Source organism: Streptomyces sp. NPDC029292, from assembly GCF_055569295.1.
In genome coordinates, this window is the sequence record NZ_JBVHXR010000010.1 from 204,185 (window position 1) to 229,789 (window position 25,605).

The following is a 25,605-nucleotide window of genomic DNA, read 5'->3' on the forward strand; positions in this document are numbered from 1 at the left end:
CGTAAGGAGTCGGTTCATGTCCGCCGTCGAACAGTACGCACGCGCCCACATAGTCACCGACACCGCCGACTCCGCCGAGGACGAACACCGGGCCGTCCCGGTGGCCCTCCGTTACGACCCCGAGGACGATCCCCGCCAGGTGCACATCACACTGCCGGGTCCCCACGAGTGGGTCTTCGCCCGCGAGCTCCTCGAGCAGGGGCTGCGGGTTCCCGTCAGCAGTGGCGGCGTCCGCGTCTGGCCGTGCGGCCGGGTACAGGCGGTGATGGAGTTCCACTCGGCACAAGGGGTGGCGGTCGTACAGGTCGACTCGAAAGTCCTGATCCGCTTCCTGCGTCGTACGTATACGGCGGCGGCGCCGGTGGCCCACTTGGGACCGCGCCGGTGACCCACTAAGAACTGCGCCGGTGGCGCACTAGAAACAAAGACAACTGCCGCGCCACCAGGAGCGGTGGCGCGGCAGTCGGGACCAGCTCCGGTCAGACCCGGACCAGCTCCCGGTCGCCGTCCCCGTCCCGCGGCTTCTCGTCCAGTGCGCGCAGGCCCTCGCCCTCGACGTCCACGTTCGGGAGGACACGGTCCAGCCACTTCGGCAGCCACCAGGCCCGCTTGCCCAGCAGGGCCAGGACGGCCGGGACGAGCGCCATGCGCACGATGAACGCGTCGAAGAAGACCGCGATCGCGAGGCCGAAGCCGATCATCTTGATCATCGACTCGCTGGAGCCGATGAAGCCGGAGAACACGGCGATCATGATGACGGCCGCCGCCGTGACGACCCGCGCGCCGTGCTTGAAGCCGGTCACGATCGCCTGGCTGGGCTTCTCCCCGTGGACGTACGCCTCGCGCATCCGTGTCACGAGGAAGACCTCGTAGTCCATGGCGAGACCGAAGACGACACCCACCATGAAGATCGGCATCATCGACATGATCGGGCCGGTCTCCTCGACCCCGATGAGGCTGGCGAGCCAGCCCCACTGGAAGACCGCGACGACGGCGCCGAGCGCGGCCATCACCGAGAGCAGGAAGCCGAGGGCCGCCTTCAGCGGGACCAGGATCGAGCGGAAGACCACGATCAGGAGCAGGAAGGCGAGACCGACCACCAGCGCGAGATACGGGATCAGCGCGTCGTTGAGCTTCTGCGAGAAGTCGATGTTCATCGCCGTGGTACCGGTGACCAGCACCTTCGCATCGGTGTCCGCGGTGATGGAGCCGCCCGCGTCACGGATGGCGTGCACCAGGTTCTCGGTCGTGACCGAGGACGGCTTGGAGTCCGGGATCACCGTGATCGTCGCGGTGTCGCCGGCCTTGTTGAACGCCGCCGGGGTCACCGTCACGACGCCCTTGAGGTCCTTGACCGTGTCGGACACCTCGGTGACGGCGCCCTTCGGGGAGTCGCTGGCCTGCGCGTCGACCACGACCATCAGCGGGCCGTTGAAGCCGGGCCCGAAGCCCTCGGACAGCAGGTCGTACGCGCGCCGCTGGGTGGTCGACGTCGGCTGTGAACCGTCGTCGGGCAGGCCCAGTTCGAGCGAGGCCGCCGGGATGGCCGCCGCGCCCAGACCCACGACGCCGAGCAGCAGGACGGCGAGGGGCCGGCGGACGACGAAGCTCGCCCAGCGGGTGCCCATGTTGGGCTTGCCCTCCTTCTTCGCGGCGCGACCGCCGCCGAGCAGCTTGCTCTTCTTGCCGGCGGGCTGGACCTTCCGGCCCGCGTAGCCGAGCAGCGCCGGGATCATCGTCAGCGCGATCAGTACGGCGATGGCGACCGTGCCCGCCGCCGCGACACCCATCTTCGTCAGCATCGGGATGTTGACGACCGACAGGCCGACCAGCGCGATCACGACCGTCAGGCCCGCGAAGACCACCGCCGAGCCCGCCGTGCCGACGGCCCGCCCGGCCGCCTCCTCGCGTGCGCGGCCCTCGGCCAGCTCGGCGCGGTAGCGGGAGACGATGAACAGCGCGTAGTCGATGCCGACCGCGAGGCCGATCATCATCGCGAGCGTGGAGGTGGTGGAGCCGAGGTCGAGCGCCTTGGCGAGGGCGGTGATGGTCGAGACGCCGATGCCCACGCCGATCAGCGCGGTCAGCAGCGGCAGCCCGGCCGCTATCAGCGAACCGAAGGTGATGACGAGGACGACCGCGGCGATCGCGATACCGATGACCTCGGTGGACCCGGTCTCGGGCGTCGCCGTGAGCGCGTCACCGCCCACCTCGACGGTCAGCCCGGCATCCCGCGCGTCCTGCGCTGCCGCCTTCAGGGCGTCCTTCGAGGCGTCCTTCAGCTCCATGCCGGAGACCTTGTACTTCACCGACGCGTAGGCGACCGACCCGTCCTTGCTCACGGCGTTCGCCTTGAACGGGTCGGCGACGGAGGTGACCTCGGAGCCGGTGCCCAGCTCCTTGACGGTCTTCTCGACGGTCGCCTTGTTGCCCGCGTCCGTCATCTTCTCGCCGCTGGGCGCCTTGAAGACGACCCGCGCGGTCGCTCCGTCGGCGCTCATGCCGGGGAAGCGCTGCTCCAGCAGGTCGAAGGCCTTCTGCGCCTCGGTGCCGGGGATCGAGAAGGAGGACGAGCCCGCGGCAGGCGCGGAGGCGGCGCCGACACCCGCGAGCGTCAGCAGCGCCACCCAGATCAGGGCGACGAAGTGCCGTCGCCTGAAGGCGAATCGGCCGAGTTTATAGAGGAAAGTGGCCACGAGGGCGAACTCCCGGTCAGGTCGTGGGATGGCAGGGGCTGGTGTGATCGTCCTGTGGGGCAGGGGCGATCAGCCCGACGACGTGAGCGGTCGCGTCAGGTGCATTGAGGGGACTTCGGGCAGGGGCGAAGGTTCAGGCGCCGAGAGCGGGGAGGATCACGGCGTCGACGTACGAGGTGAGGAAGGCCTGGGTCGGCGGCAGTTCGTCGATCAGGGTCCGGGCCGCGAAGGCGCCGACGAGCATGTGCAGCACGTAGTTCATCGCGGGGTTGTCCGGACGGATCTCACCCCGGTCGACGGCGCGCTGCAGCACCCGGCGCATCTCCTGCACTTCCGGCTCGATGACCAACTCCTGGAAGGCGTGCAGGAGATCGGGGTTGCCGTGCACCGCCATGGCCAGTCCCCGCATCAGCGCGGAGTCCTGCTCCATTCGACAGTCGTCCTCACGGGTCACCATCGCGTGGAAGTCGTCCCGCAGGGACCCCGTGTCGACGGGGACGTGGGCCCGCTTCTGGTGCCGCATCGCCCTGACGACGAGCTCGGCCTTGCCGCCCCACTGGCGGTAGAGGGTGGCCTTGCTGGACTTGGTGCGGGCGGCCACGGCGTCCATCGTCAGCGCGTCGTAGCCGACTTCCCGAAGCAGGTCGAGCACGGCCGCGTACAGCTCGGCCTCACGCTCGGGCGTGATCCGACTGCGACGCACCGTTGCGGCTTCAGCCATCCCACTCACCTTCCCCTGCTTCGAACGACACGCTGCCGTACGTCACCTTCGTACGTCTCTGAAGATACCCTGAGAGTCAGCGAAACGAAACCGTTTCGTACGTGTCCTGGGTCACGTGTGTGTTTCACAAGTTGCCGGGGCCCGCCGGGCGGAAAAGCATAGGGAGGTGAGCGACGACAACGCACCCGGATACCTCCGCTTCCCGCACCTCAGCGGCGACCGGCTGTGCTTCGCGGCCGAGGACGACCTGTGGGTGGCCCCCCTCGACAGCCCCGGCCGGGCCTGGCGGCTCACCGTGGACCGCACCAAGGTCGGCCACCCCCGCTTCTCGCCCGACGGCCGCCACATCGCGTACACGAGCTGGCGCAGCATCGCCCCGGAGATCCATCTGGCACCGGTGGACGGCGGCCCCGGCAGACGGCTCACCTACTGGGGCAGCGCGGACACCCAGGTCTGCGGCTGGTCCCCCGACGGCGACATCCTCGCCGTCGCCTCGCACAGCCAGCCCTTCTCGTACTTCACCTGGGCCTACAAGGTCCCCACCAACGGCGACCCGGGCGGCGAGATGCCCTGGGGACCGGTCTCGCACATCGCGACCGCCGACATCGACGGCGAGCGCAAGACCCTGCTGCTCACCGGCACCCCGCCGCACGAGCCAGCCGCCTGGAAGCGGTACCGCGGCGGCGCGATGGGCCGACTCTGGATGCACGGTCAGCAGCTGCTCGCCGACATCGAAGGCCACCTCGACTCGCCCATGTTCGTCGGCGGCCGGATCGCCTTCCTCTCCGACCACGAGGGCATCGGAAACCTGTACTCGTGCGCGTACGACGGCTCCGACCTGCGCCGCCACACCGACCACGACGCCTTCTACGCCCGGCACGCCGCCAGCGACGGCACCCGCGTCGTCTACCAGTGCGCGGGCGACCTGTGGATCGTCGACGGCCTGTCCCCGGAGTCCGTCCCGCGCCGCCTCGACGTACGGCTCGGCGGTCCGCGCGCCGGACGCCGTACGTACCTGGTCCCGGCGGCCCAGCACGTCGACGGCATCTCCGTGGACGAGACGGGCCGGGCCAGCGCCGTCGTCGTACGCGGCAGCCTCTACTGGCTCACCCACCGGGACGGCCCCGCGCGGACCATCACGGACACGCCCGGCGTACGCGTCCGGCTCCCCGAGATGCTCGGCTCGGGCGGTCAGGTCGCCTACGTCACGGACGCCGAGGGCGAGGACGCCGTCGAGATCGCCTACCTCCCGCGCGCCACCGGCGAACGCGAGCCGCGCCGCCTCGCCTCCGGCGAGCTGGGCCGCGTACTGGAGATGGTGTCGGACCCGCTGGGCGAGCGCCTCGCGATCGCCTCGAACGACGGGCGGCTGCTGCTCCTCGACGCCACGGAGGAGTCGAACGGCGAGGTCACGGAACTCATTCGGTCCATCAACGGGCCGGTACGGGATCTCGCGTTCTCGCCCGACGGAGCATGGCTGACGTGGTCGCACCCGGGGATCGGCCGCTCGCTGCGCCAGATCAAGATGGCGCGGATCAAGGACCGCCTGATCGTCGACGTCACCAACGGGCGCTTCGAGGACGAGAATCCGGTGTTCACGCGGGACGGCCGGTACCTGGCCTTCCTGTCCTGGCGCGGCTTCGACCCGGTGTACGACGTCCACACCGGGGACCTGTCCTTCCCGCTGGGCTGCCGCCCGTACCTCGTCCCCCTGTCCTCCGCCACCCCCTCCCCCTTCGCGCTGAACCCCGACGGACGCCCGGTCGCCGGAGGACTGGACCCGGTCGAGGAGGAGCCAGGCGACGGCAACACGGCGACCGTGGAACTCGAAGGCCTGGAGAGCCGGGTGACGCCCTTCCCGGTCACCGCCTCCAAGTACTCGGCGCTCTATCCGGTGGCGGGCGGCGGCCTGGTGTGGCTGCGCTGGCCGATCTCGGGCGCGCTGGGCGAGACCTTCGTGAACCCCGACGACACGACCGGCCGCCCCACCCTCGAGTACTTCAACATCGCCAAGGCGAAGAAGTCCGAACTCGTCGGACACCTGGACTGGTTCGCGGTGAGCGCGGACGGGGCCCGGCTGGTGGTCGTGGACGAGGGCGACCTGCGGGCCGTCCCCTCCACCGAGTCCGGCGACAGCGACTCCACGGTCTGGATCGACCTGCGCCGCATCCTGCACCAGGTGGACCCGCCCGCCGAATGGCGCCAGTCGTACGAGGAGGCGGGCCGCCTCATCCGCGCCTACTTCTGGGAACCCCACATGTGCGGCATCGACTGGGACGCGGTGCTCGATCAGTACCGCCCGCTGGTCGAACGGGTCGCCTCTCCCGACGAGTTCGCCGATCTGCTGCGGGAGGTGCTGGGCGAGCTGGGCACCTCGCACGCGTACGTCGCGGCGGCCCGTCGCAACGAAGGCCCGCCCCACTACCAGCGCTGGCAGGGCTTGCTGGGCGCCAACTTCGTCCGCCGTGACGGCAGTTGGATGCTCAAACGGATCCTCCCCGGCGACTCCTCGGACTCCAAGGCGCGCTCGCCGCTGGCGGGTTCGGGAATCCGTGAGGGTGCGGTGCTCACCCACGTGGACGGACGTCCGGTGGATCCGGTCACGGGCCCGTACCCCCTCCTCGCGGGCGCGGGCGGTACGACGGTGGAGCTGACCTTCACTCCGGCGGCGGGCGAGGGCCGGTCGCGGCGGGTCGCGGTGGTGCCGCTGATCGACGAGCGGCCGCTGCGTTATCAGGACTGGGTCGCCAAACGGCGCGAGGTGGTACGGGAGTTGAGCCACGGCATGTGCGGATACCTGCACATCCCCGACATGGGCGGCTCCGGCTGGGCCCAGTTCAACCGCGACCTGCGCATGGAGGTCTCCCGTCCCGCCCTGATCGTCGACGTGCGCGGCAACGCGGGCGGCCACATCAGCGAGCTGGTCATCGAGAAGCTGACGCGCACGATCCTGGGCTGGGACCTGACACGCAACGCCCAGCCGGTGTCGTACGCCTCGAACGCCCCGCGCGGTCCCGTGGTCGCCCTCGCGGACGAAGCGACCTCCTCCGACGGCGACATGATCACCGCGGCCTTCAAACTCCTGAAGCTCGGCCCCGTCGTCGGCCAACGCACCTGGGGCGGCGTCGTCGGCATGACCGGCCGCCACCGCCTCGGCGACGGCACGGTGATCACGGTCCCGATGAACGCGGCCTGGTTCGACGCGTACGGCTGGTCCATCGAGAACAAGGGCGTCACCCCGGACTTGGAGATCCTCCGCACCCCCTTGGACTGGGCGGAGGGCCGGCACGCCCAGATGGACGACGCGATCCAGTTGGCACTGGACCTGCTGAACACGCACCCGGCGGCATCCCCGCCGGACTACGCGAACGTGCCGGACAGGACAAGGCCGAAGCTGCCGCCGAGGACGAGGCAGTAGTAGTCGCCCACGAGGCAGTAGTCGCCCTGCATCCAGAAGCCCAGCGACAGCGCACGCAGGAATGGGGTGCCCTTCCAAGAAGGGCACCCCATCCGGGCAAAGTCGACCGCAGAGTCAGACGTCAGATGTCGTAGTCCTGGTCGAAGCGGTCCTGCGCTTCCTGCTGCGCGCGCTCCGTCTCCTTCTGGTTACGGTCGCGCTGCTGCGAGGAACGCTCAGTCGTCTCGTCCTTCGCGTTGCCCGTCTTCTTCTTGGCCTGCTGCTTCAGCTGCTCGGCCTTGTCCTTGAACTGGTCCTGCATGCCCATGAGATTCACTCCCATTGTGGGTGAGGGGTTTCGGGGCTCGACCAGACTTACACGCACGGACAGAGCACGCATTTCGATCAATAACTCACGGTGAGCTACGCCCGGCGACTCACGGCGACATCCCTTGCCGCTCCTGCTCATCGGCCGCCCCACCGGCCCCGACAAGCCCCGTACGCACCTCCTTGAGCCGCGGCTCGAACCGCCGCATCTCCCGCTGCCCGACCGCCCCGATGACCCCGGGCAGATAGCCGCGGATGCCCTGCATGCCCCGCAGCCACCACTGCGCGTACACATGACTGGAGCGTCGCTCGATCCCGGCGACGATGCGGTCGACCGCGGGCCCCAGCGGATACGTCTTGTTCGACGGCCACGGCAGCCGCTGCCGCAGCTCGCGCATCACCTCGTCCTGGTCGGCGCCCCGCACCATGTCGGTGTCGGTCCAGGAGAGGTAGCCGACCCCCACCCGCACTCCCTTGTACCCAACCTCGGCGCGCAGGCTGTGCGCGTACGCCTCCACGCCCGACTTGGACGCGCAGTACGCGGTCATCATGGGAGCCGGAGTGATCGCCGCGAGCGAGGCGATCTGGAGCAGGTACCCGCGGCTCTCCATCAGGACGGGCAGGAACGCGCGGGCCGTCACCGCCGAGCCGATCAGGTTCACCTCGATGACGCGCCGCCAGGCGACGGGGTCCGAGTCGACGAAGGGACCGCCGCTGGCGACACCGGCGTTCGCGACGACGATGTCGACCTTCCCGAACCGCTGCTTGACCTCCTCGGCGACCCGCGCCATGGCCTCGTGGTCGGTGACGTCGGCGTACCAGTGGCCGCTCTCGCTGTGCAGCCGCTCCGAGACCTGCTTGAGCGCGTCCGCCTCCAGGCCGACGAGCGCGACCTTGGCGCCGCGCGCGGAGAGCTTGCGGGCGAGGAGTTCACCGACGCCCCGCGCGGCTCCCGTGACGACCGCGACCTGCCCCTCCAGACTCACCCTGCTCATGCGCCCTCCTTGATCTCTACAGCCTCTGTGGCCTCTGTGGCCTCTGCGGTCTCTGTGATCGCTGTGGCCTCTGCGGTCGCTGCGGCCTCTGCTGTCGCTCTGTTCCGCGTATAGGTGGTGACGAGTTCGCGTATGCGGGAGGTGACCAACTCGGGCGCCTCCACAGGGGTCATGTGCCCGAGCCCCGGCAGTTCGGTGAGGCCGACACAGTGCGGCAGCGCGGCCGCGAGCGCTCGCGCGTGCACGACCGGCGTCAACCGGTCCGCCGTCCCCGCGACGACAGCGGTCGGCACGTTCAACTCCCGTACTCCATGGTCGAGATCGAGCAGATCGAGGACCACCGACCAGGCGTACCGCACCTTGCGCGGACACGCGTGCACGATCCGCGCGCACGCCTCGACCATGCCCGGGGACGAACCGGGGCCCATGGTCGCGTACTTGAGGATCCGCCGGGCGAGTGGCGTGACCGGCCCGAGCGGCGCCCGCGAGCCGAGGACGGACTTGGTGATACGGGTCCGCAGCCGCCCGGCGCGCATGGGCACCACGCGCGCCTCCGCGACCAACCGCGAGCTCCCCGTGCTGCACAGCAGCGCGGCCGCCGCGTGCTCCCTGAAGCGCGCCCTCGCCGAGGCGGCCATGAGGGTCATCCCGCCCATGGAGTGACCCACCAGCACGGCCTTCTCGCCCGGCGCGAGCGTGGCCGCGAGCACCGCTTCCAGATCGTCGGCGAGCGCCTCCGTGGTGCAGGTGGCGCTCGCGGGACTGCGCCCGTGCCCGCGCTGGTCGTACGCGATGACGCGGTGGTCGGCGGCGAGGTCCCGTATCTGCGCCGCCCAGAAGGCGGTCGAGCAGGTCCAGCCGTGTGCGAGGACCACGGGGGGCGCACTCTCGGGCCCGTGCACCTCGACGTGCAGGCGTGCGCCGTCGGCGGAGACGGCGGTCAGCTCGCGCGCGGGCGCGGGCGGCGCGTACGCCCCGTGCTCCACATGCATCAGTCGGCTCACGCTCCCGCCTCCACCCTCTTCTCGCGCGCGCTCTTCGTAAGGGGCGCGGGCTCGGGCTCGCGCAGCACTTCGTACTCTCCGAGATCCACGCGCCGTGTGGCGTTGCGGAACTCGGTCGTCGTCCCCGGCCAGATGGTGGTGTTGACCCCGTTGGCGTCGAGGTACCAGCTGTTGCAGCCGCCGGTGTTCCACACCGTGCGCTTCATGCGCTCCTGGACCTTGTGGTTCCAGTCGTTCACGGCGCCGGGGCGCGCGTCGAGGGCCGCACGCCCCCCGAGGATGTCCAACTGCCGTACGAAGTCCGCCATGTAGTTGAGCTGGGACTCGATCATCAGAATCATCGACGAGTTCCCGAGACCGGTGTTGGGCCCGATGACCGTCATCCAGTTGGGGAACCCGGCGGCGGTCGCACCGCGCAGCGACTTCATGCCGGTCCGCCACACCTCCGCGAGCGTCTTGCCCTCCGCCCCGACGACCCGCTCGGCGATCGGCATGTCGGTGACGTGGAAGCCCGTACCGAAGATGATCGCGTCGACCTCGGCGGTGCTGCCGTCGGCGGCGACGAGGGTGGAGCCGTCCACCGACGCGAGCCCGGAGGCCACGACGTCCACATTGGGCTGGGTGAGCGCCGGGTAGTAGGCGTTGGAGAGCAGGATCCGCTTGCAGCCGATGCGGTAGTCCGGGGTCAGCTTGGTGCGCAGGGCGGGGTCCTTGACGGCCCGCGCCATGTTCCGCTTGGCCAGCCGCTCCACCATGCCGAGCTCGTTGGGCCGCTTGGTGAAGGCCTGGACCTGCAACTCCCGGATGCCCCACAGGAGTCCGCGCCGCGCTTGCGTCGTGAACGGCAGCTGCCGGTGCAGCCAGCGCTCCGCGCCGCTGATGGCGCGGTCGACGCGTGGCATCACCCACGGCGGGGTGCGCTGGAAGAGCGTCAGCTCGGCGACGTCCGGCTGGATCGAGGGCACGATCTGAATCGCCGAGGCCCCCGTGCCGATCATGGCGACGCGCTTGCCGCGCAGGTCGTAGTCGTGGTCCCAGCGGGCCGAGTGGAAGACCTTGCCAGGAAAGGTGTCGATCCCCGGGATGTCCGGAATCTTGGGGTCGGACAGCGGCCCGGTGGCGGAGACGACCACATCCGCCGTGAGGAAACCACTACTGGTCTCGATCCCCCAGCGCAGCTTCTCCGCATCCCACGTCATCATCTTCACCTCGGAGTTGAAGCGAAGATGCGACCGCAGCCGGAAGACGTCCGCCACGTGCTCCAGGTACTCCCGGATGTGCTCCTGCCCGGAGAAGGTGCGCGGCCAGTCGGGGTTGGGCGCGAACGAGAACGAGTACAGGTGGGACGGTACGTCGCAGGCGCACCCGGGGTAACTGTTGTCCCGCCAGGTGCCGCCCACGCTGTCGGCCCGCTCCAGGACGACGAAGTCGGTGACCCCTTCACGGCGCAGCCGCACGGCGGCCCCCAGACCGCCGAACCCGGACCCGATCACCGCCACTCGTACATGCTCGTGCTCGGTCATCCCGGACGCCTCCCTAGCCGCACGACCCTGCCAGTGAACACTGGCGCAATGGGGAGAGTAGAGCAGGTGCGTACTGATGGGTAGGGGTCGCGACCGGGAAAGTTACCGCCGGTACGACGTAGGGTGCGCACGTGGCGGAGAAGCATGAGTACCGGATGGAGGAGCTGGCCAAGGAGGCCGGTATCACCGTGCGCACCCTGCGCTTCTACCGCGAGCGCAAGCTCATTCCGCCGCCCCGCCGTGAGGGCCGTATCGCCTGGTACGACGACACGCACCTGGCCCGCCTGCGCACGATCTCGGCGCTGCTGGAACGCGGCCACACCCTCAGCGGCATCGCGGAGCTGGCGGAGGCGTTCGACCACGGCCGCGACGTGGGCGAACTCCTCGGTCTCGGCGAACCCACCGAGGAGACCCCGGTCCGCGTCTCCCCCGAGGAACTGGCCGACGCCTTCGCGGGCCAGGCGACCCCCGAGAACCTCGCCACGGCCCTCGACCTCGGCTACCTCGGCACCGACGGCGGCGAGATCGTCCACATCAGCCGCCGCCTGCTCGACGTCTCGGCCGCACTGGTCCGCGAGGGCATCCCCCTCGCCGACGTCCTCACCGCCGCCCGCCGCGTCCGCGACCACGCCGACGCCCTCGCCGAACTCTTCACCGCCCTCGTCCTCACCGAGGACCGCACCACCGACGACCTCCAACGCCTGCGCCCACTGGCGAAGAGCGTGGTGGAGGCGGAGCTTTCGATGGCCCTGGACCGACGGCTACGGGAGCCGCGGCGCGATCAGAGGTCGTAGACGACGGTCACCGGCGCGTGATCGGACCACCGCTCCTCATGCGTCGCCGCCCGCTCGACGAACCCCTTGACCGCCTTGCCCGCGAGTCCCGGCGTCGCGACCTGGTAGTCGATGCGCCATCCGGTGTTGTTGTCGAACGCGCGCCCGCGGTACGACCACCACGAGTACGGCCCTTCGACATCCGGGTGCAGGGCGCGCACGACATCGACGTACCCGCCGTCACCCGCGTCGAAGACCTGCCCCATCCACGCCCGCTCCTCGGGCAGGAAGCCGGAGTTCTTCTTGTTGCCGCGCCAGTTCTTGAGGTCGGCCTCCTGGTGGGCGATGTTCCAGTCGCCGCAGACGACGACCTCTCGCCCGTCGGCGGCGGCCCGCTCCCTGAGCCCCTTCAGATACTCGAGGAACTCCCCCATGAACCGGATCTTCTCGTCCTGCCGCTCGGTCCCGACCTCGCCGGAGGGCAGGTAGAGGCTGGCGACGGTGACGCCCGGGAGGTCGGCCTCCACGTACCGCCCACTGGAGTCGAACTCCTCGGAGCCGAAGCCGACCCGGACGCGATCGGGCTCGCGGCGTGTGTAAAGGGACACACCCGCGCGCCCCTTGGCGGCGGCGGGGGCGTGCACGACGTGCCACCCCTCCGGCTCGCAGACCGCTTGCGGCAACTGGTGGGGCTCGGCCCGCACCTCCTGAAGGCACAGCACGTCCGCGGAGGTCTCCGCGAGCCACTCCACGAAACCCTTCTTCGCGGCGGCCCGGAGCCCGTTCACATTCACAGAGGTAACAGTCAGCACCCAGGCACGATACTTAACCGGTACCGCCGACCCGAACTCAACGGGTACCGCCAGCCAGCGCATAGATGTACGGTTGACCGCATGAATATCCGCCCGGTCCCCTTCGACCACCCCGACGCCGTCGAGCTCAACGACCAGGTGCAGGCCGAATACGCCGAGCGCTACGGCGACGAGGGCGACGTCACACCGCTCGACGCGTCGATGTTCGCTCCGCCGCTCGGCCTGTACCTCATCGCGTACGACGAGCAGGACCGCCCGGTGGCCACGGGCGGCTGGCGCACCCAGGACGAGAACGACGAGGGGTACTCGGACGGCGATGCCGAGCTCAAGCGCATGTACGTGATACCCGAGGCCCGCGGCCTCGGCCTCGCCCGCCGCGTGCTGGCCGCCCTGGAGGCCGACGCCCGCGAGGCCGGCCGCACCCGCATGGTCCTGGAAACCGGCGCCAAGCAACCCGAGGCGGTCACGCTCTATTCGTCGAGCGGCTACGGGCCCTGCGCCAAGTTCGGCCACTACCGCTTTCACGAGCTGAGCCTCTGCTACGCCAAGCCGCTGCGGGAGCACTGACCCCGCCCTCCCGGGCCTCGCAATGCGGGACGTCCACTCCGACCTCGTGATGCGAGGCGCCGGCCCGGCCGGCTACCGCCGCCGCTGCCGCAACGCAAAGATCCCGCCCGATCAGTGAGATCGGGCGGGATCCAGTCAACTGCCCTGAGCAAAGCTCGAGAACAGTGATTGCAGTGGACCTGAGGGGATTTGAACCCCTGGCCCCCTCGATGCGAACGAGGTGCGCTACCGGACTGCGCCACAGGCCCTTGCAACGAGTGAAACTCTAGCATCCTCATCGAGGTGCTTGGAAATCCGTTCCTGGCTGGTCAGCCAGGGGCTCCCGAGCCCCCGTCACCCACCCGTCACTCGTTGGCCGCGCGCGGCCGTCCCCCGTCCTCGTACTGGTCGAACAACGGCGTGCGACCGCGTTCGCGTGCGCGCCGGGCGGACGCGGCGCGCCGGGCGTCGCTGCGACCGTCGTCCGCGCCCCCCGCGCTGTCGGTCTCCTCCTCGGCGGCCGACTCGGCCTCCGGCGCACTCGGCTCCACGGCGCTCGAGCGCGCGGAACTCCACGCGTCGGGCGCCCCCAGGTCGACGCTGGGCGTGGCCCGGGGCGCGACCGGCGCGGTCACGTACGTCGGCAGGGGAACCGGCACCGGGTCCCAGCTGTCCCCCTGGCCGGGGCCACGCTGGCGCTCGCGCTGCTGGTCGACCCACTCCGCGTGGTCGGTCTGCTCCACGAGCGCGCGACGATCGGCGGCGAGCGCGGACAGGCCGGGGTCGGTCTCCGGCTCGGGGCCGTCGTCCGGCTCGTCGGCCCCGGGATCGGCGGTCGGCCGCCGGCGCGGCTGCCGCTCCCGCAGCCGCTGCGCCGCGGCCTCGGCCCGGCGCCGGTCCATGGTGTAGGTGAAGCGCCGGCGCTCCTGGGCGCGCAGGTACACGATGTACGCGCTCAGCATCACGGCGGGCACGCCGGGCGCCCACAGGAGCGCGAGCCCGCCGACAGCCGCGACGATCGCGCCGAGCGTGAAGCCGAGGAACAGCATCACGGTCGTACGCCTCCGGCGCGCGAGCACCTTCGTGCGCCGGGCGCGCGCTGCGGCCTCCGCCGAAGAAGCACGGCGCGCTGCGCTCGGCACATGCCGGGGCGCGGACTTGGAGGCGGGCTGGGGCGCGGGCTTCCCCGACTGCTTCGGCGCGGGTTTGACCGACTGGTGCGGTACGGACCTGGCGGCACCCGGAGCCTCGTACGGCGCGCCGCTCTGTCTGGCCGCCGCCTGAGGCGCGGGCTTCGACTCCGCCTGCACCGGCGGTTGTGGCTGCACCCGCCCCTGTGCCTGCGGCCGATGCTGGGCCTGTGCGTGGGCCTGTGGCCGGGTCGGAGGCATGGCGAAGGCCCGGACGTCCACCGAATCGGTGACGCCGTCCGGATCGGCGCTGGGCTCCCCCTCTTCGGTGGAGCGCGCCCGCAGGTCCTTGGCGTACCGGCGCTCCATACCCGCCCGTCCGGACAGCAGCCGGATGGCGGTGCTGAAGCGTTCCGTCGGACGGGCCTCATTCAGCTCGTCCTGCCTACGGAGCCACATCGGCACCAAGTAGGCGGCCCAGGCCCCGACAATGACTGCGTAGATGAGGCCGCTGCTGCTCACGCCTCACACGGTAGAGGGGTTTGCGTGAGGCCATCTGCCAATTGCGCCGGTGTGTCGCACGATCTGGCTGATATTTCGAGCTTTTTTTGTGACTGATGCGATCAACAGGCCACCGGGACCGCGAATTTAATGCCCTGAGGCGATCGCCGACCGATCAATTTCGAACACCTATTTCATTTGCTGGCGTTGCCCGGCTTGCTCGGGTTCTGCGAGCCCGTCTGCTCCGAGCGAGACTGCTCCGACCGGGCCTGTTCCAAACGGGCCTGTTCCGAGCGCGTCCGCCGCCAGCGTCCGAGCAGCCCTTCGGGCACCTCTTCGGCGGTGAGGGCGAAGACGAGATGGTCGCGCCAGGCCCCGTCGATGTGGAGATAACGTGGACGAAGCCCTTCCTCGCGGAATCCGAGTTTCTCCACGACCCTGCGGCTGGGTCCGTTCTCCGGGCGAATACAGACTTCGATGCGGTGCAGTCCAACCGCGCGGAAGCAGTGGTCGGTCACCAGCGCCACGGCTGTCGGCATCACTCCACGACCCGCCACCGCCTGGTCCACCCAGTAACCGATGTGTCCGGAACACATCGAGCCCCAGGTGATCCCGGCGACCGTCAGCTGTCCGACGAGCCGCCCCTGGTACTCGATCACGAAGGGCAGCATCCGGCCCGCGTTGGCCTCGGCGCGCAGATGCCGGACCATCTGGCGGTAGGTCGGCCGGTGCGCGATCGGACCGCTGGGGGTGGGCGGCGGGATCGTCGCCTCCCACGGCCGCAGCCAGTCCCGGTTGCGCCGGTTGACCTCGCGCCAGGCCCGCTGGTCGCGCAGCTTTATCGGCCGGAGGACGACGTCGCCGTCCACCAGCTCGACGGGCCAGGATGGGCTGTTCAGCTCGCACCCCCACTGCTGTTGGGTCTGGGGTGGTCGCCGCCGCGGATCTGGTCGACGGCGTGGATCAGGAGGGGCTCCAGGACGGCGAGACCGTCCCTCACCCCGCCGGTGGAGCCCGGCAGGTTGACGATCAGCGTGCCTCCCGCGACTCCGGCGAGCCCCCGGGACAGCGCCGCCGTCGGCACCTTCTCTCTTCCGAACGCCCTGATGGCCTCGGGAATGCCCGGGATCTCGTGGTCGAGCACCTTGAGCGTCGCTTCGGGGGTCCGGTCGGTGGGCGAGATGCCGGTGCCGCCGGTGGTCAGGATGACGTCGTACCCCGCGTCGACGCCGGCGCGCAGCGCCGCTTCCACGGGGTCACCGTCGGGGACGACCTGCGGACCGTCGACCGCGAAGCCGAACTTCGCGAGCCCCTCGGCGATCAAGGGACCGCCCTTGTCTTCGTACACACCGGCCGCCGCGCGGTTGGACGCGGTCACCACGAGCGCGCTGTAGGGGGCCACCAGGGCACCGCCGGTCGATGGGTCGCCGGTCATGCCCGACTCCAGTCGCCCGACTTTCCGCCCGTCTTCTCCTCGACGCGCACGTCCGTGATGACCGCCCCCTTGTCGACCGCCTTGACCATGTCGATCACGGTGAGGGCCGCCACGCTGACCGCGGTGAGGGCCTCCATCTCGACGCCCGTACGGTCCGTGGTCTTCACGGTGGCGAGGATCTCGACGGCGTCGTCCGCGACCGACAGATCAATCTTGACACCCGACACCGACAACGGGTGGCACAGCGGGATCAGGTCCGGCGTGCGCTTGGCGCCCATGATGCCCGCGATGCGCGCGGTGGCGAGGGCGTCGCCCTTGGGAACCCCCTCACCGCGCAGCAGCTCGACCACACGGGGCGAGACCAGGACGCGGCCGCTGGCGCGGGCGGTGCGCGCGGTCACGTCCTTCCCGGATACGTCGACCATGCGGGCCGCGCCCGCCTCGTCGATGTGCGTCAGTCGGTCCTGCGTACTCATGTGGTGTGGCGCTCCCGGTCAGGGCCTGTCGCGGTGCGGTGCGTGGCCTGTTGTGCGCGACACGGTACCGCCAACTCGGACCTCTCAGCCGAGCAGGACCACCTCGACCTCGGCACCGGGCTCGACCGAGGTGTCGTCCTCGGGGACGACGATCAGCGCGTCGGCGTGCGCGAGGGCCGCGACCAGGTGGGATCCGGCGCCGCCGACCGGGGTCACCTTTCCGTCGGAGTACTTCCCCCGAAGGAACTGCCGACGGCCCGCAGGCGAGGTCAGCGCCTTGCTCGTCTCCAGGGTCGCCCTGGTCGTGGGCCTGTGGACGTCTTCCAGACCCGCCAGGGTGCGGATCGCGGGACGGACGAACATCTCGAAGGAGACGTACGACGACACGGGGTTGCCCGGGAGCGCGAGCAGCGGGGTGTGGTCGGGGCCGATGGAGCCGAAGCCCTGGGGCTTGCCGGGCTGCATGGCGAGCTTGCGGAACTCGATGCCGCTGCCCGCCTCGTCCTCGTCGCCGACGGAGGACAGGGCCTCCTTGACCACGTCGTACGCGCCGACGCTCACGCCGCCCGTGGTGACCAGCAGGTCCGCGCGGATGAGCTGGTCCTCGATGGTGGAGCGGAGCGTCTCGGCGTCGTCGGCGACCGCGCCCACGCGGTAGGCGATGGCTCCGGCGTCGCGGGCGGCGGCGCAGAGGGCGAAGCTGTTGGAGTCGTAGATCTGGCCGGCGCTCAACTCCTCGTCGGGCTGGACCAGTTCGCTGCCGGTGGACAGGACGACCACGCGCGGGCGCGGGCGCACGCGTACGGTGCCGCGGCCGATCGCGGCGAGCAGGCCGATCTGCGGCGGGCCGAGGACCGTGCCCGCTTCGAGGGCGCGGTCGCCGGCCTTCACGTCGCTGCCCTTCGCGCGCACGTGCGCGCGCGCCTCGGCCGGGCGGTGAACGTGCACCTGTCCGGAAGCGCCCTCGGGGGCCGCGCTGTGGGCACGCATTCCTGAGACCGGGCCCTCACCCAGGCCGCCGTCGGTCCACTCCACGGGGACGACGGCTTCGGCGCCGGGCGGCAGCGGGGCGCCGGTCATGATGCGGGCGGCCTGGCCGGGGCCCACGTAGGGCTGTTCGGCCTGGCCGGCCGCGACATCGCCGACAACCGTCAGGGCCGCCGGGTACTCCTCGCTCGCGCCCGCGACATCGGTGACCCGGACCGCGTACCCGTCCATCGAGCTGTTGTCGAACGGTGGCAGGGAGACCGGCACCATGACGTCCTCGACCAGCACGCAGCCCTGGGCGTCGAGGAGTTGCAGCTCGATGGGTTCGAGGGGGCGGACGGTCGCGAGGATGTCCTCCAGGTGGTCGTCCACCGACCAGAGGTGATCCTGGCCGGTGGTGCGGGTCGCGGCGCTGCTCAAAGTCCCTACATCTCCTCGGCTACGTAACTGCGAAGCCAGGTCCGGAAGTCCGGGCCCAGGTCTTCACGTTCGCATGCGAGTCTGACAATGGCACGCAGGTAATCGCCTCGGTCCCCGGTGTCATAGCGGCGGCCCTTGAAGACGACGCCGTGCACGGGGCCGCCGACCTTCTCGTCGGCGGCGAGCTGCTGGAGGGCGTCGGTGAGTTGGATCTCGCCGCCGCGGCCCGGCTCGGTCTTGCGCAGTATGTCGAAGATGTGCGGGTCGAGGACGTAACGTCCGATGATCGCGTAGTTGCTGGGCGCGTCCGCCGCGTCCGGCTTCTCGACCAGGCCGGTCACCTTGACGAGGTCGCCCTCGGCGGTGGCCTCGACGGCGGCGCACCCGTAGAGGTGGATCTGCTCGGGCGCGACCTCCATGAGCGCGATGACGCTGCCGCCGTGCTGCTCCTGGACCTCGACCATGCGGGCGAGCAGGGGGTCGCGCGGGTCGATCAGGTCGTCGCCGAGGAGCACCGCGAAGGGCTCGTGACCGACGTGCGGGGCCGCGCACAGGACGGCGTGACCGAGGCCCTTGGGGTCGCCCTGGCGCACGTAGTGCATGGTGGCGAGGTCGCTGGACTCCTGGACCTTGGCGAGCCGGCTGGCATCGCCCTTCTTCTGGAGGGCCGATTCGAGCTCGTAGTTCCGGTCGAAGTGGTCCTCGAGGGGGCGCTTGTTGCGGCCCGTGATCATCAGGACGTCGTCAAGACCCGCCGACACGGCCTCTTCGACCACGTATTGGATCGCAGGCTTGTCGACGACCGGCAGCATCTCCTTGGGAGTGGCTTTGGTGGCCGGCAGGAACCGGGTACCGAGGCCTGCTGCGGGGATGACAGCCTTGCTGATCCTGGGGTGCGACTCAGTCATGCCCGCAACCATATCCGGTGGCTATGTGCTGAATCTGATGCTCCGGTTAATTCGCTCTCATATGAGCGCATTAAGAAAGGTACGGGAACACCCTGTGCGTCACATTGGATCTACCCCTGAGCCTGACAAGCGAACGTTGCGGCGAGGATTCCTCGCGGTGAGAGATCGGTTGACAGCGGATGACGTGCGGGAAACGTCCGCAGCTCTCGCCGCCCGCGCCCTGGAGCTGCCCGAGCTGGCGCACGCGCACACGGTGGCGGCGTACGTCTCCGTGGGGAGCGAGCCCGGCACCCTCGCGCTTTTGGACGCACTCCACGCGCGTGGCGTGCGCGTGCTGCTGCCGGCGCTGATGGCGGACAACGATCTGGACTGGGGAGCGTACTCCGGAGCGAGCTCCCTCGTACGCGTTCAACACGGCGGGAAAATGGCCCTCTTGGAGCCCGCGGGCGAGCGGCTGGGACCGGAGGCCGTCCAGGACGCCGACGCCGTCCTGCTGCCCGGTCTCGCCGTCGACGCGCGCGGCATGCGTCTGGGGCGCGGCGGAGGCTCGTACGACCGCGTACTGGCCCGACTGGAGCGCGCGAAGGCCGATCCCGCGCTGGTGGTGCTCCTGTACGACTCGGAGGTCGTCGCGCGGGTGCCCGAGGAGGCGCACGACCGGCCCGTGCACGCGGTGGTGACCCCCTCGGGCGTACGCCGCTTCCGCTGACGCGCGGTCCGGCAGTCACCCACTCCCGCAGAGACGAATTGGCCCTCCACGCACGCGTGGAGGGCCAATTTCACGAGGTCACCGTTTCAGTGCTTCAGTGCTTCACGGCTTCAGTGCTTCACGGCTTCACGGCTTCAGTACCAGCGTGTCACTCGTCGTCTTGTCGACCGTCTTGTCCGAGAAGGCCCATGGGAGCAGTTCGCCCTTGGCCCACTTGTCCGTCTGGTCGGTGTAGTGGGCGCTGTAGGCGTGCCCGGAGGCGCCGGAGAGGTTGATCCACTTGGACTTGTCGAGGTCCCCGAGGTTGACCACCATGCGCATCGACGGGACCCAGACCACTCCGTAGCCGCCCGCCGCGTTCCAGCCGGTCGCGTTGACGGTCGCCTCGCCGCCGCTGAGCTTCCAGGGGCCGCGGTTGAGCATGTACTTCAGGAACGCGGGGCCGTCAGTGCCCAGAGTCTGGTTCTTCAGGAACAGGCGGTGCAGCCGGCCCCAGCTCCAGGTATCTATGTCCTTGCCGAGCTTGGCGGTCAGCTCCCAGCGGGCGTCCTTCATGGCCCGCTTGAGCAGCCCGTCGCGATCGGTGACCGCGCGGTCGGTGCCCGACTTGGGCGCGGACCACCAGTCGTTGTTCGGATCGTCGATGATCTTGCGGACCACCTCGAACCAGCGGTCGCCGCCGTCCGGCTGCGCCTGGTCCGCGTCGCGCTGGCCGCACTCGCGCACGGTCTGGTCCTCGTCCGCCGGACCGGTGGTGTCGACCCGGTCGACGTACAGGCACTGGCCCTTGACCCGCAGCTCCTTGGGCAGCTTGTTGCCGAAGGCGAGCTTGAGGATGTTGCGCCAGGTCGCGTTGAAGTACGCGGCCGCCGCGGAGTCGGCGTCCTGGGTGTAGTCCCAGCCCTCGAGGAGCTTCTGCGCCTCACGGACGTTCTTGTCGGCGACATCGATCTTGAGCAGCTTGGGCACGATCAGCTTGGCGATCTCGCTGCTGTTGTCGAGCTGCATCTGGCGCATGTCATCGGTCGAGATCTTGCCGCCACCCTTGATCTTCGACTCGATCAGGTCACTGATCCGCTGGCTGCGTGTGCCGTAACCCCAGTCCGTGGTGAGCGTGTAGGGGTACTTGTCCTTGTCGACGACGGCCTGGTTGGCGGTCACGATGTAGCCGCGCTTGGGGTTGTACTCGTAGGGCAGCTCGGCCTGCTTGATGTAGCCGGTCCAGTTGTACTTGGAGTCCCAGCCCGGCGACGGGAGCGAGCCGTCGCTCTCGCCGCGGGTGGGGATCCTGCCCGGCAGCTGGTAGCCGATGTTGCCCTGGGTGTCGGCGTAGACCAGGTTCTGGGAGGGCACGTCGAAGGACGCGGACGCCTTGCGGAACTCGGTCCAGCTCGACGCCTTGTCCATCTGGAAGATGGCATCCATGGAGTTGCCCGGGTCCAGTGCGGTCCAGCGCAGCGAGATGCCGTAGCCGTCGCCGCGGTCGGGTGCCGCTTCGTCGACGGTGGCCTTCTTGCCGACCTTGACGAGTTCGTCGTCACGATCGGAGAGCAGGGGCCCGTTGTTGGTCTCCCGGACGACGATCGTCTTGGACTTGGCGCCCGCGATCTTGATCGTTTCCTCGCGGGACTTGAAGGGCAGGACCTTGTCGTCGTACTGGTAGCCGTCGCCGGTGAGCTTCTCCAGGTAGAGGTCGGTGACGTCGACCCCGGAGTTGGTCATGCCCCAGGCGATGTCCTGGTTGTGGCCGATGACCACACCGGGCATGCCCGCGAAGGTGTAGCCGGAGACGTCGTACTGGCACTTGCTGGAGATGCTCGTGCAGTGCAGGCCCATCTGGTACCAGACCGACGGCAGTGAGGCCGACAGGTGCGGGTCGTTGGCCAGCAGCGGCTTGCCGGTGATGGTGTGCTTGCCGTCGACCACCCAGGAGTTGGAGCCGATGCCGTTGCCGTTCACGCCGACGGCCGTGGGCAGGTCGTCGAGGACGTCGTAGAGCCCCGACAGCTGGCTCTGCAGGCTGGAGGGCGCCGTGGTGTTGTTCGCCAGCCCCGTGCCCGCCGTGGTGGCGGTCGTGGTGGTGGAGCTGCCCTGGACGTACGACTCGGTGACGCTGTCGTACTCGCCCTCCTGGACGATCGTCTTGTTCCGGCTGTACGGGTACTCCGGGTACAGGTCGGCGATCTGCTTCGGGCCGAGACGGCTGGTCATCAGGGAGCGGTCGATCTCGTCCTGCATGTTGCCGCGCAGGTCCCAGGCCATCGCCTTGAGCCAGGCCACCGAGTCGACCGGGGTCCACTCCTGGGGCTTGTAGTCGTTGGTGAAACCAAGGGCCGCGTACTCCAGGGAGATGTCTTTGCCGTCCTTGCCCTTCAGGTAGGCGTTGACTCCCTTGGCGTACGCCTGGAGGTACTTCTTCGTGGAGGCCGACAGCTTGGTGTCGTACTCCTCCTTCGCGACGCGGTCCCAGCCCAGGGTGCGCAGGAACTCGTCGTTCTTGACCTGACTCTTGCCGAACATCTCGGACAGGCGGCCCGAGGTCATGTGGCGGCGCACGTCCATCTCGTAGAACCGGTCCTGCGCCTGGACGAAGCCCTGCGCCATGAACAGGTCCTCGTCGGACGAGGCGTAGATCTGCGGGATCCCGTAACTGTCGCGCTTGACGTCGACGGGGCCGGACAGTCCGTCGAGCGTGATGGAGCCCTTGGTCTGCGGGAAGGAGGCGCGGACGGTGCTGATGCTCCAGTACGCGCCGAAGGCGACGCCTCCGATGATGGCCAGGACCAGGACAATCAAGAACAGTCGGGCTTTGCGCCCCTTCTTCCTGCCGGACTTGCCGGGCTTTTGGCCGGAAGAGGCGGTGGTGTTGGGGGGCATCGCTGTCCTTGCTGTCCTAACGCGAGCGGCAGGCGGTCCTGGAGTGCTGGAGCAACCATAGGCGCAGGGCCCATCGCGCCTTGACGCGGAGTCGGGTACCCGAGCGGACGGGCGTTCGATCTTGCCCACAGGAGTGTCAAGAAAGCGTCAAGAGTTAGGTAAGGTAACGAAGTACTTGGACTGACGTACCAACGTCCGGCAATCGGATCGACGTGGTCGAATCCCGTGCCCGGATTGGCGAGAAGGGAACAGCCACTGACTGTCCACCACCTCAACCAGCTCCTGCTCGTGTGCTCGATCGTCCTGCTCGTCGCGGTGGCAGCGGTCCGGATCTCGTCGCGCAGCGGGCTCCCCACGCTGCTCGTGTACCTGGGCATCGGCATCGCGATGGGCCAGGACGGGATCGGCAACGTCCACTTCAACAATGCCGAATTGACCCAGGTCATCGGGTACGCGGCCCTGGTCGTGATCCTGGCCGAGGGCGGTCTCGGCACGAAGTGGAAGGAGATCAAGCCGGCCCTTCCGGCCGCCACCTCGCTGGCGCTGGTCGGGGTCGCGGTGAGCGTCGGCTTCACGGCCACCGCGGCGCACTACCTCATCGGGCTGGAGTGGCGGCAGGCGCTGATCATCGGTGCGGTGGTGTCCTCGACGGACGCGGCAGCGGTCTTCTCGGTCCTGCGGAAAATCCCTCTCCCCGCGCGCGTGACGGGTGTCCTGGAGGCCGAGTCCGGCTTCAACGACGCCCCGGTGGTCATCCTCGTCGTCGCGTTCTCCACGGCCGGCCCGGTGGAGCACTGGTACGCGCTGCTGGGCGAGATAGCCCTGGAGCTGGCCATCGGCGCGGCCATCGGCCTCGCGGTGGGCTGGCTGGGCTCGTACGGGCTGCGGCATGTGGCGCTGCCCGCCTCCGGCCTCTACCCGATCGCCGTGATGGCGATCGCCGTCGTGGCCTACGCCGCCGGAGCGCTCGCCCACGGCAGCGGTTTCCTCGCCGTCTATCTCGCGTCGATGCTGCTCGGCAACGCCAAGCTGCCGCACTGGCCCGCCACGCGCGGCTTCGCCGAAGGGCTCGGCTGGATCGCCCAGATCGGCATGTTCGTCCTGCTCGGCCTGCTGGTCACGCCGCACGAAATGGGCGACGACATCTGGCCCGCGCTCGTCATCGGGCTGGTGCTCACCATGGTGGCGCGGCCACTGAGCGTTGTCGTGAGCCTGCTGCCGTTCCGCATCCCCTGGCAGGAGCAGACCCTGATGTCCTGGGCGGGGCTGCGCGGCGCCGTGCCCATCATCCTGGCGACGATCCCGATGGTGAGCGGCGTCGAGGAAAGCCGCCGGATCTTCAACATCGTCTTCGTCCTGGTCGTCGTCTACACCCTCATCCAGGGGCCCACACTGCCCTGGCTGGCCCGGAAACTGCGCCTGGGCGAGTCCACGGAGGCCGCCGACCTGGGCATCGAATCGGCGCCCCTGGAACGGCTGCGCGGCCATCTGCTGTCCGTCGCGATCCCCGAGGGGTCGCGCATGCACGGCGTCGAGGTCAACGAGCTGCGGCTGCCCGCGGGCGCCGCCGTCACCCTCGTCGTACGCGACGGGAAGTCCTTCGTGCCGCTGCCCACGACCGTGCTGCGGCGCGGCGACGAGCTGCTCGTGGTGGCCACCGATCCGGTCCGCGACGCGGCCGAGCTACGGCTCCGAGCGGTGGGCCAGGGCGGCAAGCTGGCCGGCTGGCTGGGGGCGGCGGGCAATGGAAACGGGCCCCGAACGGGACATTAAGGCGAACGGAGCCTTAAGCGTCGATATGCATTCGATGCATTCGCAGGTCAACGATGCCGTGGTGCTCGTTTTCACAGGCACCGGATCGTTCACCCCTGTAGGATGAAGGCACACCCTGATCGAACCAACTCTGCCTGACGCAGTGCTGGCGCGACCGTATGGCGGCCGCGGTGCCCTCACAGTGAGCGACCCGGTATCTACCGCAGTTCCGCGCAAGAGGACAGCTCTCGGCGCCCCCGCATCGGGCGCGCTACCAGGCGGCAGAAAGGCACGGCCGTGGCATCCACGGTCACCTCCCGCCCTGGGTACGGGCAACTGCTGCGCACACGCGGCGCCTGGACCTTCCTGCTTCCCGGCTTCGCGGCACGCCAGCCGTTCGCGATGCTGACCATCTCCATCGTGCTGCTCGTGCAGCACACCACCGGCTCGTACGGCTCCGCGGGCGCCGTCGCCGCCGTCACCGGCGTCTCCATGGCGCTGTTCGCGCCCTTCACGGGCCGTCTCGCCGACCGTCTGGGACAGCGGGCCGTCCTGCTGCCCGGCGTCCTCGTGCACACCCTGTCAGGCCTCTCCTTGACGGCGCTCGCGCTGGCGGGCGCCCCCTTGTGGGCCCTCTTCGCCGCCGCCGTGCCGACCGGTGCCTCGGTACCGCAGATCGGCCCCATGGTGCGCGCCCGCTGGGGCGTGAAGCTCCAGGGTTCTCCCCTGATGACCACCGCGGCGGCCTTCGAGTCCGTCACGGACGAGCTGACCTTCGTCTTCGGCCCGCTGGTGGCGACCGCTCTGTGCACCGCGGTCGACCCGGCCGCGGGCCTACTGACCGAGGCCGGGCTGACCTTGATCGGCGGTCTCCTCTTCGCCGCGCAGAAGAGCACGCAGCCCGCCGTCGCTGTTGAAGGGCACGCGCGCGTGGACCACGGTTCCGCGCTGCGGATCCCCGGAGTACGCGTGCTGATCGTGACCTTCCTGGGCATCGGCTCCGTCTTCGGCGGTATGCAGGTCTCCCTCGCCGCGTTCAGCGAGTCGATCGGCGAGCCCGGACTGAACGGTGTCCTGTACGGCGTCTTCGCCGCGGGCAACATGCTCTCCGGCATCGTCTGCGGCGCCATCGCCTGGAAGGTGGCCCCGCAGCGACGGCTCGTCATCGGTTACGCGGCGCTCACCCTGGTCGCCTCCGGGCTGTGGGCCGCCCACTCCGTGATCGTGCTCGCCGGAATCGGCCTCCTGGTCGGCATGTGCATCGCTCCGGCCCTGATCACCGGCTACACGCTGGTCGAGGGCCTGGTGCCGGCGACCGCCCGAACCGAGGCCTTCACCTGGCTGACCGGCGCGGTCGCCCTCGGTCAGGCGGCGGCCGTCACGGTCGCCGGACAGCTGGAGGACCGCCTCTGGGACGGCGCCGGTTTCCTGGTGCCGATGGCAGGTACGGCACTGGCTCTGGTGACCCTGGTGGCCCTGCGCGCGCAACTGGTGCCGGGGGGGGGGGGGGGGGGGGGGGGGGGAGGGGGGGGGGGCGGGGGGGGGGGGGGGGCGGGGGGGGGGGGGGGGGGGGGGTTTTTTTTTGGGGTGGCCCCCTTCTACTCCCCCCCAAGAAC

At 69.7% G+C, this 25,605-nt stretch carries 22 protein-coding genes and 1 tRNA gene; 7 read left to right on the forward strand and 16 right to left on the reverse strand.

From position 1 onward, the window contains the following. Positions 1-16: 16 nt before the first annotated feature. Entirely contained in the window at positions 17-388 is a 372-nt protein-coding gene (locus tag ACZ4WS_RS22980; protein ID WP_467983081.1) for an SsgA family sporulation/cell division regulator, read from the forward strand. 91 nt (positions 389-479) lie between these two features. Here ACZ4WS_RS22980 and ACZ4WS_RS22985 read toward each other — a convergent pair whose 3' ends face one another. Together ACZ4WS_RS22985 and ACZ4WS_RS22990 are read right to left on the reverse strand one after the other, a co-directional pair. Continuing rightward, positions 480-2,696: an MMPL family transporter gene (locus tag ACZ4WS_RS22985; protein WP_467983082.1), complete on the reverse strand. Its 2,217-nt coding sequence runs from the start codon at positions 2,694-2,696 to the stop codon at positions 480-482. Positions 2,697-2,829: 133 nt separating this feature from the next. After that, the gene (locus tag ACZ4WS_RS22990; RefSeq protein WP_467983083.1) at positions 2,830-3,417 is read right to left on the reverse strand and encodes a TetR/AcrR family transcriptional regulator; all 588 of its coding nucleotides are present in this window, start codon (positions 3,415-3,417) and stop codon (positions 2,830-2,832) included. A gap of 166 nt (positions 3,418-3,583) precedes the next feature. On the opposite strand from ACZ4WS_RS22990, the gene ACZ4WS_RS22995 reads away from it, so the two are divergent. Continuing rightward, complete coding sequence (locus ACZ4WS_RS22995) at positions 3,584-6,835, forward strand: S41 family peptidase (RefSeq protein WP_467983084.1); 3,252 nt, start codon at positions 3,584-3,586, stop codon at positions 6,833-6,835. Here ACZ4WS_RS22995 and ACZ4WS_RS23000 read toward each other — a convergent pair. The 5 genes from ACZ4WS_RS23000 to ACZ4WS_RS23020 form a co-directional block, all read right to left on the reverse strand. Then, positions 6,778-6,927: a hypothetical protein gene (locus tag ACZ4WS_RS23000; RefSeq protein WP_467983085.1), complete on the reverse strand. Its 150-nt coding sequence runs from the start codon at positions 6,925-6,927 to the stop codon at positions 6,778-6,780. The two genes, ACZ4WS_RS22995 and ACZ4WS_RS23000, sit on opposite strands and share 58 nt — an antisense overlap. Positions 6,928-6,956: 29 nt before the next feature. Further along, positions 6,957-7,142 (reverse strand): hypothetical protein, encoded by a 186-nt coding sequence (locus tag ACZ4WS_RS23005; RefSeq protein WP_467983086.1) that lies wholly within the window; start codon positions 7,140-7,142, stop codon positions 6,957-6,959. A gap of 109 nt (positions 7,143-7,251) precedes the next feature. Further along, positions 7,252-8,136, reverse strand: coding sequence for an SDR family oxidoreductase (locus ACZ4WS_RS23010; RefSeq protein WP_467983087.1), 885 nt, complete (start codon positions 8,134-8,136; stop codon positions 7,252-7,254). Then, positions 8,133-9,140, reverse strand: coding sequence for an alpha/beta fold hydrolase (locus tag ACZ4WS_RS23015; RefSeq protein WP_467983088.1), 1,008 nt, complete (start codon positions 9,138-9,140; stop codon positions 8,133-8,135). The genes ACZ4WS_RS23010 and ACZ4WS_RS23015 overlap by 4 nt, the downstream gene beginning before the upstream one ends. Further along, the gene (locus ACZ4WS_RS23020) at positions 9,137-10,663 is read right to left on the reverse strand and encodes a flavin-containing monooxygenase (protein ID WP_467983089.1); all 1,527 of its coding nucleotides are present in this window, start codon (positions 10,661-10,663) and stop codon (positions 9,137-9,139) included. The genes ACZ4WS_RS23015 and ACZ4WS_RS23020 overlap by 4 nt, the downstream gene beginning before the upstream one ends. A gap of 155 nt (positions 10,664-10,818) precedes the next feature. On the opposite strand from ACZ4WS_RS23020, the gene ACZ4WS_RS23025 reads away from it, so the two are divergent. Next, complete coding sequence (locus tag ACZ4WS_RS23025; RefSeq protein WP_467983188.1) at positions 10,819-11,457, forward strand: MerR family transcriptional regulator; 639 nt, start codon at positions 10,819-10,821, stop codon at positions 11,455-11,457. On the opposite strand, the gene ACZ4WS_RS23030 is transcribed toward ACZ4WS_RS23025, so the two are convergent. Next, positions 11,445-12,248: an exodeoxyribonuclease III gene (locus tag ACZ4WS_RS23030; RefSeq protein ID WP_467983090.1), complete on the reverse strand. Its 804-nt coding sequence runs from the start codon at positions 12,246-12,248 to the stop codon at positions 11,445-11,447. The two genes, ACZ4WS_RS23025 and ACZ4WS_RS23030, sit on opposite strands and share 13 nt — an antisense overlap. An 81-nt stretch (positions 12,249-12,329) precedes the next feature. On the opposite strand from ACZ4WS_RS23030, the gene ACZ4WS_RS23035 reads away from it, so the two are divergent. Then, positions 12,330-12,815: a GNAT family N-acetyltransferase gene (locus ACZ4WS_RS23035; RefSeq protein ID WP_467983091.1), complete on the forward strand. Its 486-nt coding sequence runs from the start codon at positions 12,330-12,332 to the stop codon at positions 12,813-12,815. Between the two features lie 174 nt (positions 12,816-12,989). On the opposite strand, the gene ACZ4WS_RS23040 is transcribed toward ACZ4WS_RS23035, so the two are convergent. The 7 genes from ACZ4WS_RS23040 to galU form a co-directional block, all read right to left on the reverse strand. Then, positions 12,990-13,063 (reverse strand) — tRNA-Ala (locus ACZ4WS_RS23040). 96 nt (positions 13,064-13,159) lie between these two features. Beyond that, positions 13,160-14,446: a divisome protein SepX/GlpR gene (sepX, locus tag ACZ4WS_RS23045; protein WP_467983092.1), complete on the reverse strand. Its 1,287-nt coding sequence runs from the start codon at positions 14,444-14,446 to the stop codon at positions 13,160-13,162. 173 nt (positions 14,447-14,619) lie between these two features. Then, complete coding sequence (locus ACZ4WS_RS23050; RefSeq protein WP_467983189.1) at positions 14,620-15,297, reverse strand: GNAT family N-acetyltransferase; 678 nt, start codon at positions 15,295-15,297, stop codon at positions 14,620-14,622. 23 nt (positions 15,298-15,320) lie between these two features. After that, positions 15,321-15,860 (reverse strand): MogA/MoaB family molybdenum cofactor biosynthesis protein, encoded by a 540-nt coding sequence (locus ACZ4WS_RS23055; RefSeq protein ID WP_467983093.1) that lies wholly within the window; start codon positions 15,858-15,860, stop codon positions 15,321-15,323. After that, the gene (gene moaC, locus ACZ4WS_RS23060) at positions 15,857-16,336 is read right to left on the reverse strand and encodes a cyclic pyranopterin monophosphate synthase MoaC (protein WP_327429384.1); all 480 of its coding nucleotides are present in this window, start codon (positions 16,334-16,336) and stop codon (positions 15,857-15,859) included. The genes ACZ4WS_RS23055 and moaC overlap by 4 nt, the downstream gene beginning before the upstream one ends. Before the next feature lie 84 nt (positions 16,337-16,420). Beyond that, positions 16,421-17,743: a molybdotransferase-like divisome protein Glp gene (gene glp, locus ACZ4WS_RS23065; RefSeq protein ID WP_467983094.1), complete on the reverse strand. Its 1,323-nt coding sequence runs from the start codon at positions 17,741-17,743 to the stop codon at positions 16,421-16,423. 5 nt (positions 17,744-17,748) lie between these two features. Then, positions 17,749-18,651, reverse strand: coding sequence for a UTP--glucose-1-phosphate uridylyltransferase GalU (gene galU / locus ACZ4WS_RS23070; RefSeq protein ID WP_467983095.1), 903 nt, complete (start codon positions 18,649-18,651; stop codon positions 17,749-17,751). A 61-nt stretch (positions 18,652-18,712) separates the two neighbouring features. Here galU and ACZ4WS_RS23075 point away from each other — a divergent pair, with 61 nt between their 5' ends. Next, the gene (locus tag ACZ4WS_RS23075) at positions 18,713-19,360 is read left to right on the forward strand and encodes a 5-formyltetrahydrofolate cyclo-ligase (protein WP_467983096.1); all 648 of its coding nucleotides are present in this window, start codon (positions 18,713-18,715) and stop codon (positions 19,358-19,360) included. Between the two features lie 126 nt (positions 19,361-19,486). On the opposite strand, the gene ACZ4WS_RS23080 is transcribed toward ACZ4WS_RS23075, so the two are convergent. Further along, the gene (locus ACZ4WS_RS23080) at positions 19,487-22,237 is read right to left on the reverse strand and encodes a penicillin acylase family protein (protein ID WP_467983097.1); all 2,751 of its coding nucleotides are present in this window, start codon (positions 22,235-22,237) and stop codon (positions 19,487-19,489) included. A 225-nt stretch (positions 22,238-22,462) separates the two neighbouring features. Here ACZ4WS_RS23080 and ACZ4WS_RS23085 point away from each other — a divergent pair, with 225 nt between their 5' ends. Together ACZ4WS_RS23085 and ACZ4WS_RS23090 are read left to right on the forward strand one after the other, a co-directional pair. After that, complete coding sequence (locus ACZ4WS_RS23085) at positions 22,463-24,010, forward strand: potassium/proton antiporter (RefSeq protein ID WP_467983098.1); 1,548 nt, start codon at positions 22,463-22,465, stop codon at positions 24,008-24,010. Between the two features lie 276 nt (positions 24,011-24,286). Continuing rightward, positions 24,287-25,605 (forward strand): MFS transporter (locus ACZ4WS_RS23090; RefSeq protein ID WP_467983099.1); only part of this gene is annotated, 1,319 nt, incomplete at its 3' end.